This window comes from Sphingomonas sanxanigenens DSM 19645 = NX02, assembly GCF_000512205.2.
Lineage (GTDB): Bacteria > Pseudomonadota > Alphaproteobacteria > Sphingomonadales > Sphingomonadaceae > Sphingomonas_D > Sphingomonas_D sanxanigenens.
On record NZ_CP006644.1, the window covers coordinates 356,360 to 373,429 of the forward strand.

16 protein-coding genes are annotated in these 17,070 nt (G+C 65.6%); 4 read left to right on the top strand and 12 right to left on the bottom strand.

Annotation, left to right across the window (positions count from 1 at the left end; genetic code table 11):
* Positions 1 to 3: 3 nt before the first annotated feature.
* From NX02_RS01640 to NX02_RS32020, 9 genes are all read right to left on the bottom strand, one after another.
* Positions 4 to 1,170, bottom strand: coding sequence for a glycosyltransferase family 4 protein (locus NX02_RS01640; RefSeq protein WP_025290479.1), 1,167 nt, complete (start codon positions 1,168 to 1,170; stop codon positions 4 to 6).
* A 140-nt stretch (positions 1,171 to 1,310) separates the two neighbouring features.
* Positions 1,311 to 2,024: a fatty acid desaturase CarF family protein gene (locus NX02_RS01645; RefSeq protein WP_025290480.1), complete on the bottom strand. Its 714-nt coding sequence runs from the start codon at positions 2,022 to 2,024 to the stop codon at positions 1,311 to 1,313.
* A gap of 57 nt (positions 2,025 to 2,081) precedes the next feature.
* Positions 2,082 to 3,137 carry a glycosyltransferase family 4 protein gene (locus NX02_RS01650; protein WP_025290481.1) on the bottom strand — a complete coding sequence of 352 codons (1,056 nt, stop codon included), beginning with the start codon at positions 3,135 to 3,137 and terminating at the stop codon, positions 2,082 to 2,084.
* Positions 3,137 to 4,729: an alpha-amylase family glycosyl hydrolase gene (locus NX02_RS01655; RefSeq protein ID WP_025290482.1), complete on the bottom strand. Its 1,593-nt coding sequence runs from the start codon at positions 4,727 to 4,729 to the stop codon at positions 3,137 to 3,139. The genes NX02_RS01650 and NX02_RS01655 overlap by 1 nt, the downstream gene beginning before the upstream one ends.
* Positions 4,726 to 5,841, bottom strand: a complete 1,116-nt coding sequence (locus tag NX02_RS01660) for a glycoside hydrolase family 130 protein (protein WP_025290483.1) — start codon at positions 5,839 to 5,841, stop codon at positions 4,726 to 4,728. Before NX02_RS01660 ends, NX02_RS01655 begins: the two co-directional genes overlap by 4 nt.
* Positions 5,842 to 5,930: 89 nt before the next feature.
* The gene (locus NX02_RS01665) at positions 5,931 to 6,542 is read right to left on the bottom strand and encodes a DUF1287 domain-containing protein (protein WP_025290484.1); all 612 of its coding nucleotides are present in this window, start codon (positions 6,540 to 6,542) and stop codon (positions 5,931 to 5,933) included.
* Positions 6,543 to 6,594: 52 nt separating this feature from the next.
* The gene (locus NX02_RS01670) at positions 6,595 to 7,542 is read right to left on the bottom strand and encodes a transporter (protein WP_245648732.1); all 948 of its coding nucleotides are present in this window, start codon (positions 7,540 to 7,542) and stop codon (positions 6,595 to 6,597) included.
* A 78-nt stretch (positions 7,543 to 7,620) separates the two neighbouring features.
* A complete protein-coding gene (locus NX02_RS01675; protein WP_047099893.1) occupies positions 7,621 to 9,267 on the bottom strand; it encodes an inorganic phosphate transporter in 1,647 nt (548 codons plus the stop codon).
* Positions 9,268 to 9,281: 14 nt separating this feature from the next.
* Positions 9,282 to 9,569 carry a hypothetical protein gene (locus NX02_RS32020; RefSeq protein WP_158013858.1) on the bottom strand — a complete coding sequence of 96 codons (288 nt, stop codon included), beginning with the start codon at positions 9,567 to 9,569 and terminating at the stop codon, positions 9,282 to 9,284.
* Positions 9,570 to 9,727: 158 nt separating this feature from the next.
* Here NX02_RS32020 and NX02_RS01680 point away from each other — a divergent pair, with 158 nt between their 5' ends.
* Positions 9,728 to 10,924: an acyl-CoA dehydrogenase family protein gene (locus NX02_RS01680; RefSeq protein ID WP_084717581.1), complete on the top strand. Its 1,197-nt coding sequence runs from the start codon at positions 9,728 to 9,730 to the stop codon at positions 10,922 to 10,924.
* Positions 10,925 to 11,163: 239 nt separating this feature from the next.
* On the top strand, positions 11,164 to 11,667 hold the full coding sequence (locus NX02_RS01685; protein ID WP_025290488.1) for a DUF4262 domain-containing protein: 504 nt from the start codon (positions 11,164 to 11,166) through the stop codon (positions 11,665 to 11,667).
* A gap of 234 nt (positions 11,668 to 11,901) precedes the next feature.
* On the opposite strand, the gene NX02_RS31140 is transcribed toward NX02_RS01685, so the two are convergent.
* Positions 11,902 to 12,366 (bottom strand): hypothetical protein, encoded by a 465-nt coding sequence (locus NX02_RS31140; RefSeq protein WP_158013859.1) that lies wholly within the window; start codon positions 12,364 to 12,366, stop codon positions 11,902 to 11,904.
* Between the two features lie 140 nt (positions 12,367 to 12,506).
* Between NX02_RS31140 and istA the strand changes: the two genes are divergently transcribed.
* Both istA and istB read left to right on the top strand, forming a co-directional pair.
* Positions 12,507 to 14,021 carry an IS21 family transposase gene (gene istA, locus NX02_RS01690; protein ID WP_025290489.1) on the top strand — a complete coding sequence of 505 codons (1,515 nt, stop codon included), beginning with the start codon at positions 12,507 to 12,509 and terminating at the stop codon, positions 14,019 to 14,021.
* Positions 14,008 to 14,736 (top strand): IS21-like element helper ATPase IstB, encoded by a 729-nt coding sequence (istB, locus tag NX02_RS01695; RefSeq protein WP_025290490.1) that lies wholly within the window; start codon positions 14,008 to 14,010, stop codon positions 14,734 to 14,736. The genes istA and istB overlap by 14 nt, the downstream gene beginning before the upstream one ends.
* On the opposite strand, the gene NX02_RS01700 is transcribed toward istB, so the two are convergent.
* Positions 14,720 to 16,048: an ATP-grasp domain-containing protein gene (locus tag NX02_RS01700; protein WP_245648733.1), complete on the bottom strand. Its 1,329-nt coding sequence runs from the start codon at positions 16,046 to 16,048 to the stop codon at positions 14,720 to 14,722. The two genes, istB and NX02_RS01700, sit on opposite strands and share 17 nt — an antisense overlap.
* A gap of 181 nt (positions 16,049 to 16,229) precedes the next feature.
* Positions 16,230 to 17,045 (bottom strand): universal stress protein, encoded by an 816-nt coding sequence (locus NX02_RS01705; protein ID WP_025290492.1) that lies wholly within the window; start codon positions 17,043 to 17,045, stop codon positions 16,230 to 16,232.
* Between the last annotated feature and the right edge of the window lie 25 nt (positions 17,046 to 17,070).

Genomic DNA, 17,070 nt, shown 5'->3' on the forward strand with positions numbered 1-17,070 from the left:
CGATCAGCGCGGTGGCAGCGTTTCCAGCCATTGATTGACGGTGGCGAAATGCGCTGCCCAAGTCGGTGCGTGGAAGCCGGCGAGGCGTGCTATCTGCTTCGCGCGTGCGCGGCTATCGTCGGGCATGTATGCCTCTATCAATGTTCGCCAGCGACGCCCATCAGTTGGCGCCGCATAATCTGGCACCGGGCCCGCCAATTCTCCGAACACGTCGATCTGGCTCGCAATCACCGGCGTGCCATGCGCCAGGGCCTCGACCAGCGGCATGCCATAGCCTTCAACGAACGACGGGAAGATGAGCGCGCGCGCGCCGCGCAGCAGAACCGCCAGTTCGTCGTCGCTGCAGCGTGGAAGCTCGGAAACGACGCCCCGTAGCGCCTTCGTACGATCAATCATCGCAAGGGCCTGATCCGCTTCCCAACCACGCTGCCCGACTATCAGAAGCCTTGGTGCCGCGCTACCGTGCATTTCCACCAACTCGCGCCAGATCTGGAGCATGAGCAGGTGGTTCTTGCGACCTTCGATCGTTCCAAGCATCATAAAATAGGCACTATCGCGCGCGTTTGACACCGTGGCCGCGGGCAGGGGTGTGGTGCCCAGCCAAGCGACGTGGGTAGGCGGCAACGCGAGGCCGTGGCGTCGTGCATAGACCTCGGTCGCTGCATGCGTTGCTGCCGAGTTACAGATCAATCCGGCGCCGGTCCTTAGCATGGTTCGCACTCGGGCTTCATGGCGCTCGTGTTCGCCGGGGCGGCAATATTCCGGATGACTGATCGGGATGACGTCATGAACCATGAAAACGGGACGCATTCCAGACACTGTCAGCCATTCTTCGAGCCCGGGCTGGTCGAGGCCGGTGTGGCCAATGTTCAAATAGATCGCGCCGGCAACACGTTGCGGACCGGCCAGCCCGGAGAGTGAACGCAGTGCCAGGCGAGTCGCGTCACGCCGGAAGCGGTCGCTGCCGGTAAGGATGAGGTCGAACAGCTTTGCCGATAGCGCTACGGGAAGAACGCGGCGCATCGTTCGGTACTGGATCACCGCGCACGCTCTATGCCGGTAATGCTCGACATAAGCCAAGCAGACACGATCGATGCCGGTTGGCAGTCGGCCTGTAGAAGCGCGCCAGATCAGGCGGCTGACGTCCAGCAGGATGGGCGGGTTCGTCATGGCACCGCCTTTGCTTGCGCCCGGTTTGCTCCAAGGCTTCTTACGGTGGAGTGCAGAGGCGCAGTGGACGCGATCATGACCACAGACTTTAGTTCAACTCATGCTGTTTTGTGAATGCAGGCGGTCTCGTCGCATGCGCATCAGCCCGCCGGCTCCAGCCCCGCCTCGTCAAAATGCCCGCGCGCCCGCGCCGCGTTGAAAACGCGGTTGAGCAGCGGGTTGGACCAGCCGCAATTGGTGCTGAAATCGCGCTTCAGCGTGTCGTGGTGAAGCTGGTGCGCTTCCGGCGTCATCAGCAGGCCGGCCTTGCGCATCGCCCGCACGATCCACGGATTGTCGGTGCGGTGCAGCGTGCCGTGGAAATATTGGGCGAAGCTGCCGCCGATCAGCAGCGCCACGAACCCGGCCATCACCCAGCCGGGCAGCCCCACCGTCAGCCAGGCGAGGTTGAGCAGCAGCGAGACGGGCAGGGTGCCGGCGATTACCGTCGATCCGATCTGGCGCCACATCGCGCGGCGGCCGAGCGCATCGGGGCGGGGGTGGTGGTTCTTGAAGTCGTAGACCAGCCGCTCGAACGGGTTGAGCGGCGTCATCGTCGCACGGAACAGGCGGACATACGCGTCCGACGCGCGCGAGCCCTCGTAGAAATAGAGCCGGTCCAGCCCGCGGCCGGGCGGGCAGGGGCGATAGTCCATATACATGTGGATCGCGCCCGAGAGCAGATCGGCGACATACCAGCCGACGAGCAGCGCCGGCAGCGCCAGCCAATGCGGGTCTGCAACCATCCCCGCGATGTTCAACGCCATCGATCCGCCGAAAATGGCGACGATCGCGGCGGTGGCTGCGCTCTTCATCGACCCTGCGTCCATGCCATACCGACGAAGCCGCCATGTCGGTTCCGCACCCCAAAGTCAAAAATTCAGCGCATCGCCCGGCGCGGCGACGGGGCGATCGGGCGGATTGGCCAGCAGATTTCGGTAAAGTGCAATATATTGCTCAGCCATCCGATCGACGCCGAACCTGCGTGCGACGGCGGCGCGGCAGGCGGCGCGATCGAGTTCGTGAACGCGTTCGACGGCGGCGATCGCCTCGTCGAAACTCTTAACGAGATAGCCGGTCACGCCATGTTCGATCAGTTCGGGCATCGATCCCCTGGCATAGGCGATCACGGGCGTGCCGCACGCCATGGCTTCGATGACGGAGAGGCCGAAGGGCTCGTCGAAACCGATCAGATGGAGCAGGCAGCGGGCTCGGCCCAGCGTCTCCCCGCGGACCGCGCCGCCGACCGCGCCGATGTGGCGGATATGGTCGCCGTCGAGGTGCGGCGCGACCTCCCGGGCGTAATAGGCCTCGTCCTGGACGATCCCGGCCATCACCAGCCGGCGGCCGGTGACCTGCGCGGCGCGGACCGCATCGGCCGCGCCCTTGTCCGGATGGATGCGCCCGAAGAACAGCAGGTCGTCGCTGCCGGCCGGATCGAAGGGGAAATCCTCCAGCCTGATGCCATGGTGGATCGTCGCGGCGTAGCGCAGGCCGGGGTGGCGATCGGCGTCGCTGATCGCGACATAGGCGACGCGGTCCTCATAGCGCTTGTAGACCGGCACGATCCGCTCGGACGACATGCCGTGGATCGTCGTCACCATCGGCGTGTCGACCAACCGCGAAAAGGCGAGGGGCACGAAATCGGCCTGGTTGTGGATGATGTCGAAATCACCCGCACGCTCGAACAGATGGGCGATGTGCAATATCTCGCACACCTTCGCGTCCGCATCCGGCGTTTCCGAATAGCCCGCGGGGATCACCCCGTCGAGCCGGCCGCGCGTCTGCGAATCGAGGGTCGCGAACAGCGTCACATCCACGCCGCGCGCAACCAGCGCCTCCGTGAGCAGGCTCGTGACCAGTTCCCAGGGGCCATAATGCCGCGGCGGGGTGCGCCACGAGATCGAACTGAGCATCGCCACGCGCATCAGGGTGCAATCTCCACGATCAGGCCTTCGTTGGGCCGCAGGGTCACGGTCGCGCCGATCGTGCGCGGTGCATCGGCGAGGGTGGACAGCAGGACGCGGCCCGGCGCTGCCTCTGCCGCGTACGGCGCGTCGCCGAGGTTGAGCAGCATCTGGAGCCGCTCCCGCTGGTGGGATCGCTCGTAGCGCAGCACCGGGCCGTCGTCGGCGATCCGCGCGATCGCGCCGATCGACAGCGCGTCATGGGCATGCCGCACGGTCAGCAATGCCCGATGAAGCGAGAGGATCGACACGGGATCCTGCCGCATTCCGGCGACATTGCGCGTTCGCCAATCGGGGTTGAGCGGCAGCCACGGCGTCCCGGTGCTGAACCCGGCATTGCCGGTGTCGTCCCATGGCATCGGCGTGCGCACCGGATCGCGGCCGAGGCCGAGCCCCGGTTCGCGCAACTCGCGCGGATCCTGCACCTGGTCGGGCGGGATCGGCACATCGGCGATGCCCAACTCATCGCCATAATAGAGCGTCGGCGTGCCGCGCAGCGTCAGCAGCAGCATCGCCGCGACACGCGCCTGCGCCTCGCCCAGCCTGGCGGCGACGCGCGGGCGGTCATGATTGCCCAGCACCCAGTTGGGCCAGGCCCCGGCCGGCAGCGCCGCCTCATAGGTCGCGATCAGGTCGGCCAACACCCTCGCATTCCACTGCGCGTCGATGAGCTGGAAATTGAAGGGCAGGTGCACGCCCGGCGCCTCGCGCCCGTAATACTGCATCAGCCGCTCGACCGGCAGGTAGATCTCGCCGATCAGCACGCGTTCCCTGCCGGGCGTCGTCCCGAAACCATCCGCCAGCGCGCGCATCTCGGCCGCGATCGCATGCACGTCCGGCTGGTCCGTCGAGTGATGCTGCAGCACCTTGAACATCTCGGCCATCCCGGGGCGATAATCCGGGTTGGCCGGATTGTCGGGGAAGTCGGCGGACTTGATGATGTGCCACAGCACGTCGATGCGAAATCCGTCGACGCCGCGGGCCAGCCAGAAGCGCAGCGTGTCGATCATCTCGGCGCGCACCTCGGGGTTGCGCCAGTTGAGGTCGGGCTGCTCCTTCAGGAAGGCGTGGTAATAATATTGGCCGGTCGTCGCATCCCATTCCCAGGCGCTGCCGCCGAAATCGCTGATCCAGTTGTTGGGTGGCCCGCCGTCGGCGGCGGCATCGCGCCACAGATACCAGTCCCGCCTGGGATTGTCCCGCGATGCGCGGCTCTCGACGAACCAGGGGTGCGCGCTGGAGCTGTGATTGGGCACGAAATCGAGCAGCAGCTTCAGGCCCCGCGCATGGGTGGCGGCGAGCAGCCGGTCGAAATCCTCGAGCGTGCCGAAGTCGGGGTGGATGCCGCGATAGTCGGCCACGTCATAGCCGAAATCGGCCATCGGCGAGGGAAAGATCGGCGAGAGCCAGATCGCGTCGACCCCCAGCGCCTGGACATCGTCCAGCCGCCGCTCGATCCCCGCGAGATCGCCGATGCCGTCTCCGTTCGAATCCTGAAACGACCGCGGATAGATCTGGTAGATCACGCCGCGTTGCCACCAGGTCCGGCTCATCGGAAACGCTCCTTCGCGATGCGGGTGATGCGGCAGGCGAGGTCCGCCTCGCCGCCGGCGACGATGTAGTGGTCGCCGGCGTCGGCGATGCCGGTGGTGAACACCACCGGGGTCGGCAGATAGAGGCGCTCGGCGATCGGCGCGGTCAGCGCGGCATTGGCCTCCAGCAACGGCACCTCATCCTCCAGACGCAGCACCTTCGAGGGATCGTCGCGGTCGAGCAGCGCCCAGAAGCTGCGATAGATGCCGACGGTCTCGCGCGTCTCGACGCCGTGGTAGATCATCAGCCAGCCCTCGGGGGTCAGCACCGGCTGGCTGCCGCCGCCCAGCTTCATATTGGCGAGCGAACCGCGCCTGGGGATCAGGAAGGGCTGGTCGAGCGGCTTCCAGTGCAGCGCGTCGGGCGATTGGGCGAGGTTGATCGAGGGGCCGCCGGCATAGGCGCTCTCAGGCGCCCAGGCGAAATAGAGCTCGCCCAGCGGCCGGGTGAGCGCCATGAAGCGGCCGCCGACCTTGCCCTCGAACAGGATCATGTCCTTGTTCTGATGGTCGAGGACGACGCCCTCCAGCCGATAGTCGAGGCCGTTGTCGGACGTGTAGAGCGTCGTGCAGTGGCGCTCGGCCGAAACCGCGCAGGTCGTCATGTACCAGCGTCCGTCGATCCTGCTGATCCGCGCATCCTCGATGCCGTAGTGCTGGAAGGATGCGGCGGGCTGGATCGCCTTGTCGTAATGCACGGCGATCACGCGGCCGCCGTCGGGGGCGAGTTCCACCGGCAGCAGCCAGGAGAGCGAGGTCAGCGCGAGCATGCGGTGGGTGGCATGCGCGGTTTCGAACTGGCGCGGATCCTTCATGCTGACGCCCGCAAGCGGGTGCCGGTCGAGCGCATAGCCTTGCGGCGTCCAGCGGATCGCCAGCACATGCTCGCCGGTCACCGGCTCCTTCAGCGCCTCGGCGACGCGCACCATCAGCAGCAGGTTGCCCGACGGCAGCACCGCGAGCCCCGGATTGAACGCGCCCAGCACATAGGTGGGCGCGTCGAGCGACCCCCGCAGCGGCGATCGCGCGAGATCGACATCGTCAGGCCCGAAGATCAGGAAATCGTCGCTCATGCCGCCCTCCCGCGCGCGTCCTCGCCCCTCAATGCTTGGCGCTTCGGAAGGGTGCATGGCAATGGCGGCGCGGCGGCGGTCGGCACGGATCAGCCGTCGAGCATGAAGCGGTAGCGGCCCGTCAGCGGATGCGCGAGCAGCGCATCCTCCTCGCGCGCGCCGGCGCCGATATTGTGGATGATCGCCCAGTGCCCGCCGGGGCCGCGCCGGTCGGAAACGATGCCGATATGCGGCAGCCGGCCGCCGACGAGGCTGGTGACGATGTCCCCGGGCCGCCAGCCGCCGGCCCCGGCGGGAACCGGCAGCCTGGCGCCCTTGCGCGCCATGAAGGCCTGCAGGTTGGGCACGCGGCGATGATCGATGTTGCGATCGGGGCGGCGCAGCCCCCAGGTCTTCGGATAGGCGGCGAAGGCCGCCTTCATGTCGGCATTGACCAGCGCCTGCAGGTCGATCCCGAACGCGTCGCGATAGGCGCGGATCACCACGTCGGTGCAGACGCCCCTGCCGCGGGGCACGTCGCCGTTGGGGAAGGCGAGCACCGAATAGGCGGGGTCATAGCTGCGCGTAACGCCCACCTGGCGCCGCGCCGCGGCGATCAGTGCGGTGGCGGTCCGGTGCTGCGGCTGGGCCGGCGCTGGCGCGGCGAGGCTCGCGGCAAGGCCGGCCAGCACGGCGCGGCGGTCGAGGAACGGGATGGTCATGAGGGCGAGGCTGCCGCCTCTTCGCCGAATGCGCAAGGAACCGCGCAGGGCCCTATCGCCGCATGAAGCCTCTCCACCGCAGCCAGAAATAGGTCGCCGCGGCCGCCATCGCCGCCAGCACCGTGGCGTGGAACGTCCCCCACGGCCCCTCGGCCAGCGGCAGCCCGCCGGTGTTCATCCCGAAGATGCCCGTCACCAATGTCGCGGGCAGCAACAGCGCGGTGACGATCGACAGGATGTAGAGGTTCTGGTTGGTCCGCTGCGCTTCCTGGATGTCGAGTTCCTCGCGCAGCAGGCGGAGCTGCCCCTGCACCTCCAATATGTCGGCATCCAGCGATTGCAGCCGCTGCGTCAGCTTCTCTACCGTCGGCAGCAGCGGCGCGGGCAGTTCCTCGTCCCTTTCCAGCCGCTGGAACACGCCGCGCATGCCGGAGAGCAGGCGGTGGATCTGCGCCAGCCGGCGGCGGATGCCGATCAGGTCGCGGGCGCTGGGCGGATGATGGCCGTCGAGGAAGGCATCCTCGGCGTGCTGGACGTCGGCGGCCAGGGTGCGGCTGATGTCGGTGATGTTGTCGCCGATCGCGCCGACGAGCAGGTCCAGCGCCTGCGCGGGGCCGATCGGCGACGCGCTCCTGGAGAGCCGGCTCTTGGCGATGTCGGCGGAGCGGAGCGGGTGCAGCCGCGTCGTCAGCATCAGGCCGGGCGTCAGCGCGATGCGCAGGGCGCCGACGCGCGCGGTATCCGCCACGTCGAAGTCGCGCTCGAAATCGTGCAGCACGCAGCCGACGGTGTCGCCATCCACCAGCGCGCGCTGGTGCGTGTCGGGCGAGAGCAGCAGTTCGCGCACGTCGGCCGGCAATTGTTCGGCACGCGCGATGAAGCTGCGCGTGCCATGGTCGGCCAGCGCGAGGTGCAGCCAGCGGAAACGGCCGGCGGGTTCGGCCTCGCAGCGCTGCACGGGCAGCACGCCATCCTCGGTGAAGTCGATCCCCCAGATCAAGCCGGGGCCGATCCCCCCGAGCGAGAGGGGCAGGGGCACGAATCCGGGCGGTTCCGCGACGATGGCAGCCTCCGCTTGCTAGATCAGTTGGGCGAACGCCATATACAACAGGCCGGCCAGGATGATCGAGGCCGGCAATGTGAGAACCCAGGCGGTCAGCAGGTTGCGCACCGTGCTGGCCTGCAGGCCGGACCTGTTGGCCGCCATCGTCCCCGCCACGCCCGATGACAGGACATGGGTGGTCGAGACCGGCAGGCCCAGATGGTCGGCGCCGAAGATCGTGCCCATCGCGACCAGCTCGGCGGCGGCACCCTGCGCATAGGTCAGGTGGGTCTTGCCGATCTTCTCGCCGACGGTGACGACGATGCGCTTCCAGCCCACCATCGTGCCGAGGCCGAGCGCGAAGGCCACCGCCACCTTCACCCAGGTGGGGATGAAGCGCGTGCCGGCGTCGAGCGAGCCCTTGTAGGTCTTGAGCGTCGCCTGCTGCGGTTCGGAAAGGCCTGCGGCCTTCTCGCTGCCCAGCCGCTTGATCGCCTCCGAGGCGAGATACATGTCGTTGCGCATGTTGCTCACCGCGGCCGCGGGCACCTTCGCCAGCGAGCCATATTCGGTGACCTGCCGGTCGACATCATGGACGAGCACGGCGAGCGCGCCCGTCGTGTCGGGCGTGAAGCTCTTGTCGGCGATGTAGCGCGTCACCTCGCGCCGTGCGGCGGCGGCATCGGCATCGGCATCGGCATCGGCGGCGACGGGGGCGGGGGCGGGGGCGGGCTGCCCCAGCGCCAGTTGGACGGCGCGCGAACGCTCATGGAACTCGGTGGTATATTGCGCCGGCACCGCGCGGTTGAGCGCATAGGCGGTGGGCACCGTGCCGATCAGGATCAGCATGATCAGCCCCATGCCCTTCTGGCCGTCGTTGGAGCCGTGCGCGAAGCTCACGCCGGTGCAGGTGAAGATCAGCAGGCCGCGGATCCACGGCGGCGGCGGCACGCCATCCCTGGGCGCCTCGTACAGCGCCTTGTTGCGCACCAGCAGCTTCATCGCGATCAGCAGCAGCGCCGCGACGCCGAAGCCGATCAGCGGCGAGACGAGCAATGCGTAGCCGATTTCGGTCGCCTTGCTCCAGTCCACGCCGGCGGTGCCGCTCTTGCCGTGCATGAGCGCGTTGGCGACGCCGACGCCGATGATCGAGCCGATCAGCGTGTGCGAGCTGGACGACGGGATGCCCAGCCACCAGGTCGCGAGGTTCCACAGGATCGCCGCGATCAGCAGCGCGAACACCATCGCGAAGCCGGCGTTGGAGCCGACCTGCAGGATCAGTTCGACCGGCAGCAGCGAGACGATGCCGAACGCCACCGCGCCCGACGACAGCAGCACGCCGAGGAAGTTGAAGAAGCCCGACCACACCACCGCGACATTGGCGGGCATCGCGTTGGTATAGATCACCGTCGCGACCGCGTTGGCGGTGTCGTGGAAGCCGTTCACGAACTCGAAGCCGAGCGCGATCAGCAGCGCGACGAAGAGCAGGGCGAAGGGCAGATAGGTGGTCGGCTCCACGCCCGCCGCGGCGGCATCGGCATAGATGCTGTAGGCGACGTAGACGAGCGCCGCGACGATGGTGGCGAGGAAGCCGATCTTGCCGGCGATGCCCAGCCCCTTGTCGAGATCGGGCCGCCCGAGATCAGGCCGCCCGAGATCCGGCTGCGCGCCCGCCGCATCCATCGCCACCGTCGCGCTCATCGAATCGATTCCCCAGCCTGCCTGCCCTTGGCCGCTAGGCGCGGTTGATGACACTTATGTTGCAGGGCTTGCCCGGGCGCGGTGCGGCGGACGATGGCCGAAGCGGGCTTCGGCACGAAGGGAAGCACCGGAAATGCGCCTTTGCTGCCGCCCATGACGAAGCCCGGAAAGACGCACGCGACGCGCCTGTAGCGTTCGCGGGGGTCCTTCGGCGGACGCTTTCCGCGGTCGCGATCTCGGGCATCGGCGCCGTGGATGGAAACCGTGCCGTTCAGGCGTTGCATGTGCCTTGTCGGCCGCTTTCGGCAATCTGAATGCGGCACCGGCTACTGTCGTAACGCCGACGCCTCGCCATGCAACGTCACGGTAGGCGGCCGAGCGCAAGAATTGTCAATGTGATGAGAACCTTAGCGATAAACGAATATGCGAAAGCGAGTTTTGAATGATCGAACATACGGGTCTTGAGACTGATCGATCGCGCCTTGCAGGCGGCGCTGAGGACCGATCTGTTGATGAGGTGCAGCTTCTCGAGAAGATCGATCTTCTGGCGGCTGAGATCATATCCCGAGCGGGCGAGGCCGAAACCGATCGGCACCTGCCGTCGTCCATAATGGCCGAGCTTGGAGCGGCAGGCCTGTACCGCGCAACCGTGCCGAAGAGCCATGGCGGCCTCGAACTCCCCCTCCCGATCATCGTGAGGATACTCGAGCGGCTCTCGAAGCTCGACGGCTCGCTTGGCTGGATCAGCCATGTGCGCTTTCTCGCGCCGCTCGGGCTCGCGCTGCTTCCGCGCGAACGCTTCGATGCGATCATGAGCGGTGGCCCCGACATCGTCGGTGCCGCTGTCACGCAGCCGACCGGCACGGCCGAAGCGACCGACGGAGGATGGCGTATCACCGGGCGCTGGCCTTTCGCGAGCGGATTCGATGATGCTGACATCGTGGCGTTGCACTGCGTCGTGACGGAGGGCGGCGATCCATTGCCCTCCACGCGCTTGATCTATGCGCCGACCCGCGACCTGCAAAGGGAAGATAGTTGGCATGCGTTGGGGCTGAAGGCGACCGCCAGCCACCATATCGTCGCGAACAACGTGATGGTGAACGCGGCCGACGCCATCGATCTTGCAACCGCTCGGTCAAGTTTGCCCGGGCCGCTTTACAGCGGCATATTCCAGATTTCGACGCTGTTTCACTGCCCGATGGCGCTCGGCGTCGCGCAAGCTGCGGTGGATGATCTCGTGGATCTGGCGCAGGGCGGACGGCGCCAGTTCGGCGCTGCGACCCAGCTCAAGGACTCCGAGACGTTCCTGTTCGAATTGGGCAAGGCGCAAGCGGCGCTGCGTGCGGCGCAGGCCTTTACGGACACGGAAGCGCGCCGGATATGGGAGCAGGCGCAAGCGGGTGTGCTTTCCAGCGGGCTGCCCGAGGCGAAAATCCTGCAATCCGCCATCTGGGTTACGCAGACCTGCCTGCAAGTCGTCCAGTCATGCTTCAGCCTTGCGGGCGGCGCCGCCGTCTACAGCACATCGTCGTTGCAGCGGCGGCTGCGCGACATCCAGACAATGGCGCAGCATGTGAATGTTCATCACCGGCATTATGTGGAGGCAGGAAGAGCGCTTATCCAGACGCAAGGCGTGTAACTGCGAGTTGGAGGACGGCCGCCTTCAATCTCGCGCACGCGTTGCGACAGCGATGTTTCGGGGACACAAGATGTTTCGGGAACACGATATAAAATAGGCGCGATCGGAGCCCGCAGCGGCTTCTGTACGGAGTTTTGTATTGTGTCCCCGTAATACCATGCCACAAAATCCCCGACGTTCCATGTGACAGAGTGGTTCTCGATTGTCGGCTTCGTGTGGCAGCGCTTAGTATGCCCGCCATGCGAACCGCCCTCGATGCCCTACCCGAAACACTGAGCGCGTCTGAAAAAGCGTTCGTCACGATGATTCGGGAGAATGGCTTTTTTCGCACCGAGGTGCTCGGCGACGATGAGGGGCCTGGTTTCTCGTTCACGACTGGCTTCTGGGTCACAGCCAAGCACCCCGAGTTGATCATGTTCAGCATGACGGGTGACATAGCGCACGACATATTTTGGGATCTTTTTAAGGATGCCAGATCGGCTCGATCGCTGCCCGTCGGACGTAGAACCGATCAGGTGTTCGCCAACCTCCCTGCTTACGCGTTTCCCGTAGCGAAACGGCACTATGCCGACCATCTCGGCTGGAGCCGGTGGTTCTACGGCGACGATAAGTTTCCCTGCATCCAGATCGTTTGGCCCGACCGCGGCGGCGTGTTTCCTTGGGAGAAGGGTTTCGACGCGACGTTCGTCAATGACCAGCCTGATCTTAGCGAACACGGGTGGGTGAAGTCGCTTGCAGTTTAAATGCCGGCAACGAGCGCGCCGCAATCCCCAGTTCCTCATGAGGAGGCAGCCCGGCGGCTCAGGCGTACGGCCGTGTGTTTCGGGGACATTGTGTTTCGGGGACATTGTGTTTCGGGGACATAACATGAAATAGGTGCGATCGGAGCCTGCAGCGGCTTCTGAACGGAGGTTTGTGTTGTGTCCCCGTAATGCCGTGTCGGATGAAACCGTGAACAAAACCCGCTCCGGCTGTCGCTACTCCCAAGAGAAGGTTGTGCGCAATTTGCAGCCTGAAGGGGACTGCCCCTCTTCAAATAGCTCCACGCGATCAATCGCATCCAATTGGGGCTGGGTGGATGGTATTGACGATTTGAAATAGGCAGCGCCGTGCGAGCCATTCCAGATTGCTATTTGGTAGACGCCTTCCACTCGTTTTTGCGCAAAGCGTGCAGGGCTGCTGGAATGGCGAGCTTTAACAATCCGACCTGTCGGACGACTGGCCCAGCCAATTCCATACACTTCAAGGGTGCCGAAATCGCCTTCCCAGCGGAAGCTGCCTCCGTGTATACCACCTTCCAAAGTCATGACCTTCTCACCATCGAGCAGATCGATAATCGGCGAATAGCCGCAGAACCGGCCCGGACCCACAATGTCGATGGCGTTGGCTGGAGTGCCGACAAATGCGGAAAGCACCACCGCTGCTGCGACTATTATCTCCACGCTGTCCTCGCTAGCAAACCGGGGTTGTGGAGCGGCGTGCAAAAGGGACCCCGTTATGGGGGTGATCGGCGTCTAAAAGGGACCCCCATCTCGATGGTTTAGGTGCGTCCGCTTGGTTGTAGCCAGGCGGCGGGATCGGGATGTTGATTTTGGAGACGGTGGTAAGGATTCGGCGCGAGCACGCCGACGGTAAATCGATCAAGGCGATCGCGCGTGACCTGCGGGTGTCGCGCAAGGTGATAAGGAAGGCGATCCGAGCCCCGGAGGCGGGCTTTGCTTATCGGCGGTCGGTGCAGCCGCTTCCCCGGATCGGTCCGTTCCAGGAGCGCCTGGATACTCTGCTGACGGAGAACGAGGCACGGCCGCGGCGCGAACGGCTGCGGATGACGCGGATTCACGACCTGCTGCTGCGCGAGGGGTTCGACGGCTCCTACGATGCGGTCCGGCGCTATGCGAAGCGCTGGCTGGACGACCGACGCAAGGATGCCGGCGACGGCGCCGCGGCGTTCATCCCGCTGATGTTCCGGCCCGGCGAGGCCTACCAGTTCGACTGGAGCCACGAGGATGTGGAGATCGCCGGCAAGCCGATGCGGGTGAAGGTCGCGCATATGCGGCTTTGCGCGTCGCGGGCGGTGTTCGTGCGGGCCTATCCCCGCGAGACGCAGGAGATGGTGTTCGACGCCCATGCACGGGCGTTCGCTTTCTTCGGCGGCGTGCCGACGCGCGGCATCTACGACAACATGAAGACCGCGGTGACGACGGTGTTCACCGGCAAGGAGCGGGTCTTCAACCGCCGGTTCCTGATCATGGCCGATCACTACATGATCGAGCCTACCGCCTGCTCGCCAGCAGCGGGTTGGGAGAAGGGCCAGGTCGAGCACCAGGTGCAGACGATCCGGGGGCGGTTCTTCCAGCCCCGATTACGCTTTGCGAGCCTGGAGGAGCTGAACGGGTGGCTTGAGGCCGAGTGCCGCCGCTGGGCGGCGCTGCACCCGCATCCCGATCAACGCGAGCTGACCATCGCCGAGGCATGGGACGCCGAGCGCCCCTCGCTCCAGGTGATGCTGGCGCCGTTCGACGGCTTCCACGAGACGCCGCACGCGGTGACCGGCACTTGCCTGATCAGCTTCGACCGCAACCGCTACTCGGTCATGGCCAAGGCGGCCCGGCGGGCGGTGCAGGTTCGCGCCTATGCGGACCGGATCGTGGTCCGCCTCGACGATGAGGTGATCGCCGAGCATCCCCGCTTCTTCGGCCGGGATCGGATGATCCTCGATCCCTGGCACTACCTGCCGGTGCTGGCCAAGAAGCCGGGCGCCTTGAGGAACGGAGCACCGTTCCAGGACTGGGATCTCCCGCCGGCACTGGCGCGGCTCAGGCGCAAGCTGGGGACAGGCGATGAAGCCGACCGCCGGTTCGTGCGCGTGCTCTCTGCCGTGCTGACCGATGGCCTCGAAGCGGTCGAGGCCGCGATCCGCGAGGCACTCGCCGCCGGCGCTGCCAGCGATGACGTAATCCTCAACATCTTGGCACGGCGGCGAGAGCCGCCCCGGCCACTGACCATCGCCACGTCCGAAGCGCTAGCGCTCAGCCACCCACCGACCGCGGACTGCGCTCGCTATGACCTTCTGCGAGGCGCCCGTGCAGCGGCATGAGATGATCGCCGCGATGAGCGGCCTGGGCCTCAAGGGCATGGCTGGCGCCTTCGACGAGGCGGTCACCACGGGCATGCAGCGCAAGCGCACCGCCATCGAGATCCTGACCGATCTGCTACGCGCTGAGGCTGCTCATCGCCATGCGGCATCGATCCGCTATCGCATGACCGCGGCCAGGCTTCCGGTGGTGAAGGACATCGATGCGTTCGTGTTCGAGGGGACGCTGATCGATGAGCAGCTGGTGCGCTCGCTGCATGCTGGCTCGTTCCTGCCCGGTCAGCGCAATATCGTCCTGGTCGGCGGCACCGGGACCGGGAAGACCCACCTGGCCGTCGCAATCACTGCCAGCGTCGTGCGTGCCGGCGCCCGCGGCCGCTACTACAACACCGTGGATCTGGTGAACCGGCTCGAGGAAGAGAGCCGCCTCGGCAAGGCCGGCGCGCTTGCGGCCCAGCTCTCCCGCCTCGATCTCGTCGTGCTCGATGAGCTTGGCTATCTGCCGTTCGCCCGCTCGGGCGGCCAGTTGCTGTTCCACCTCGTCAGCAAACTCTACGAGCGCACCTCGGTGATCATCACGACGAACCTGGCGTTCGGGGAATGGCCGACCGTGTTCGGCGATCCCAAGATGACGGCCGCGCTGCTCGATCGCATCACCCATCACTGCGACATCGTCGAGACCGGCAACGACAGCTGGCGCCTCAGAAACCGAAGCTAAAACCCTCCCCCCGGACCCCCCACCCGGCGGTTGACCCGGTGGGTCCACAGGAACCTCCCACGGCCGGCACCGCCAGCGCTTGGGGGGCGCGCAGCGCCGGCCGTGGGTCCCTCCTATGGACTACCGGGACAACCGCCCGGCAACCCGAAAAGGGGGTCCCTATTGCACGCCGATATGGGGTCCCGGTTCGACGCCTATTTACAGTCCGGCTTCTCGCATCGACTAGCAGCGCGGGAGCTAGGGCCTGTCCGAGGCAACTCATGCTGGCCCCGAACAGCCGCACACCCATCGCGCTCGCAAACTCGCGGAAGTGCGTGTTCCGGTCCGTGATCGCGCGAAGGCCGGTACGCCCGCCGAAGATCATGTCGGCCAGCACGCTGCTCTCGGCCGCCGCTGGCGCGGACGCCGGCGCGTCCTGCGTGACGACGATCCATTCCAGGATCGTCGAGGGCACGTCGAGCCCGCTTGCACGCTCGAGGCCCTGGAAACCAGGGGCGGAATTGGCTTCGCAGATCCGGTAGCCCTCCTCGTCGAACAATATGTCGATGCCGGTGATGTCGAGGTCGAGGATATCGGCCGCCTTGACCGCCAGTTCTGCCATCTCCGGGGGCGGGTTATAGGCGACGCCCACCCCGCCCAGCGACACGTTCGACTTGAAGCCGCCAGTGAGCGAGCGACGCTCCATGGCTGCAACGACCCGCCCGCCGACGACAAGCACGCGAACATCGCGGCCGTGGCTTGCGCGGACATAGTGCTGCAGAATGAAATCGGCCTTCGCTTCCGCGCTTTCGAGAAGGCCCGCGAGATCCTCGAACTGGCTACGGTTCTCGCATTTGAGGACGCCTGCACCCCGTGTGCCCTTGAGCGTCTTGACGATCACGGGGAAGCCAAGCTCCCGCTCAACGAGATCGACGTCCATAGGGAAAGTCCCGAGGATTGTGCGCGGGATCGGAAGACCCGCCCGGTTCAGGCTTTGTAGCGTGTGGAGTTTGTCGGCCACGCGCTCGATCGTCGCCGGCCCATTGACCAACCGCACGCCGCGTCGCTCGAAATGTCGTAGCAGCGCGAGCGTGTAATAATCGGTCTCCGCGCCCGTCCGGCAGATGATGAAGTCGGGCCGCCCCATCGGGCTGTCATTGTAGGTGACCGCCCAGTCCTCGTCTCCGCCGACAATCAGGTCGAAGCGATGGGGATCGTAAACTGTCAGGTCGATGCCCATGGCGCTGGCGGCTTCCTGAAAGCGCAGGATTTCGGGCACCTCCGGGATCGCTGGATCCAGTTCGTGATGGAAGAGGATCCAGCCGCGCAGCATCTTTGCTCCCGTTTCCTGTTTTGATCCCCGATAGGCTGGCGGCGATCTGCAGTGCGATGCCACGCCCTACACGACGCTTGAAAGCCTTTCGTGACAGCCTTTCCGGCCCCAGGCTTCGATCATGATGGCATTGCGCTAGCATATTTGGTCCAGGATTGCCCGTACTGGATGTCGGGCACCATCAATGAACGATGAGGATCGGCGTGGTGTGCCGGTTGCGAATGACCTCATCCGTCACGCCGCCAAACACGCTCTCCCTTATCGGTGAATGCCCAAATCCACCCAGAATGATCAGGTCGGCATTGCCCGCCACCGCCTGTGCCAGCAGCGTGGCAGCGACGCTCGCATGCTCTGCGCGCGCAAGGCTTTGCCTAGCACTTAGGTTCCTTTCCTGGAGCCGGGTGCACATATCCTCCGCCGGAGTGCGCAGGGTGGGCGGCGCCGTCAAAGGCAGGACCGAGATCAGATCGATTTCAGCGTCGCTCGCACACAGCGTCAAGGCGCAGTCCAGTGCCCGCGTCACTTCGCGCATTCCGTCCCATCCCACCGCGAGACGACGAGGGCGGCCCTCCAGGCCGGCGGGCGGCAGAAGAAGAATCGGCTTGCCGGACAGGAGGAGGAGTTTTTGGAGGAGCATGCGATGCAGTTCTGCGTCGGCGAACGTGTCGATCGGACCGACAAGCAACATGTCGTGGCAGCGCGATTGACGTACCATGGCGCTCAGAGCGGCGTCGACCAGATCCACGAAGATTCGGACCTCGCAATTCTCCTTGCGCGCAACGCTCCAAAGGCGTTTTTCCTTGGCTTCGACAAGTTCGTTGAAGCGTTGGGTGGTAAGGTGCTTCGGATATGCACGTTCTCCCGCAACGGGCGCGGGCGCCAGAAGCGCGAGGGTCAATTCTGCGTCGAATATTCTGGCCACGCCCAGCATAGTATCAGCGAACCCATCGGTCGCTTCCGTGGGGTCGGAAATCGCCAATATGGAAGAAATCGTCATAGAACGGCCTCGTTGGGGTGGTTGC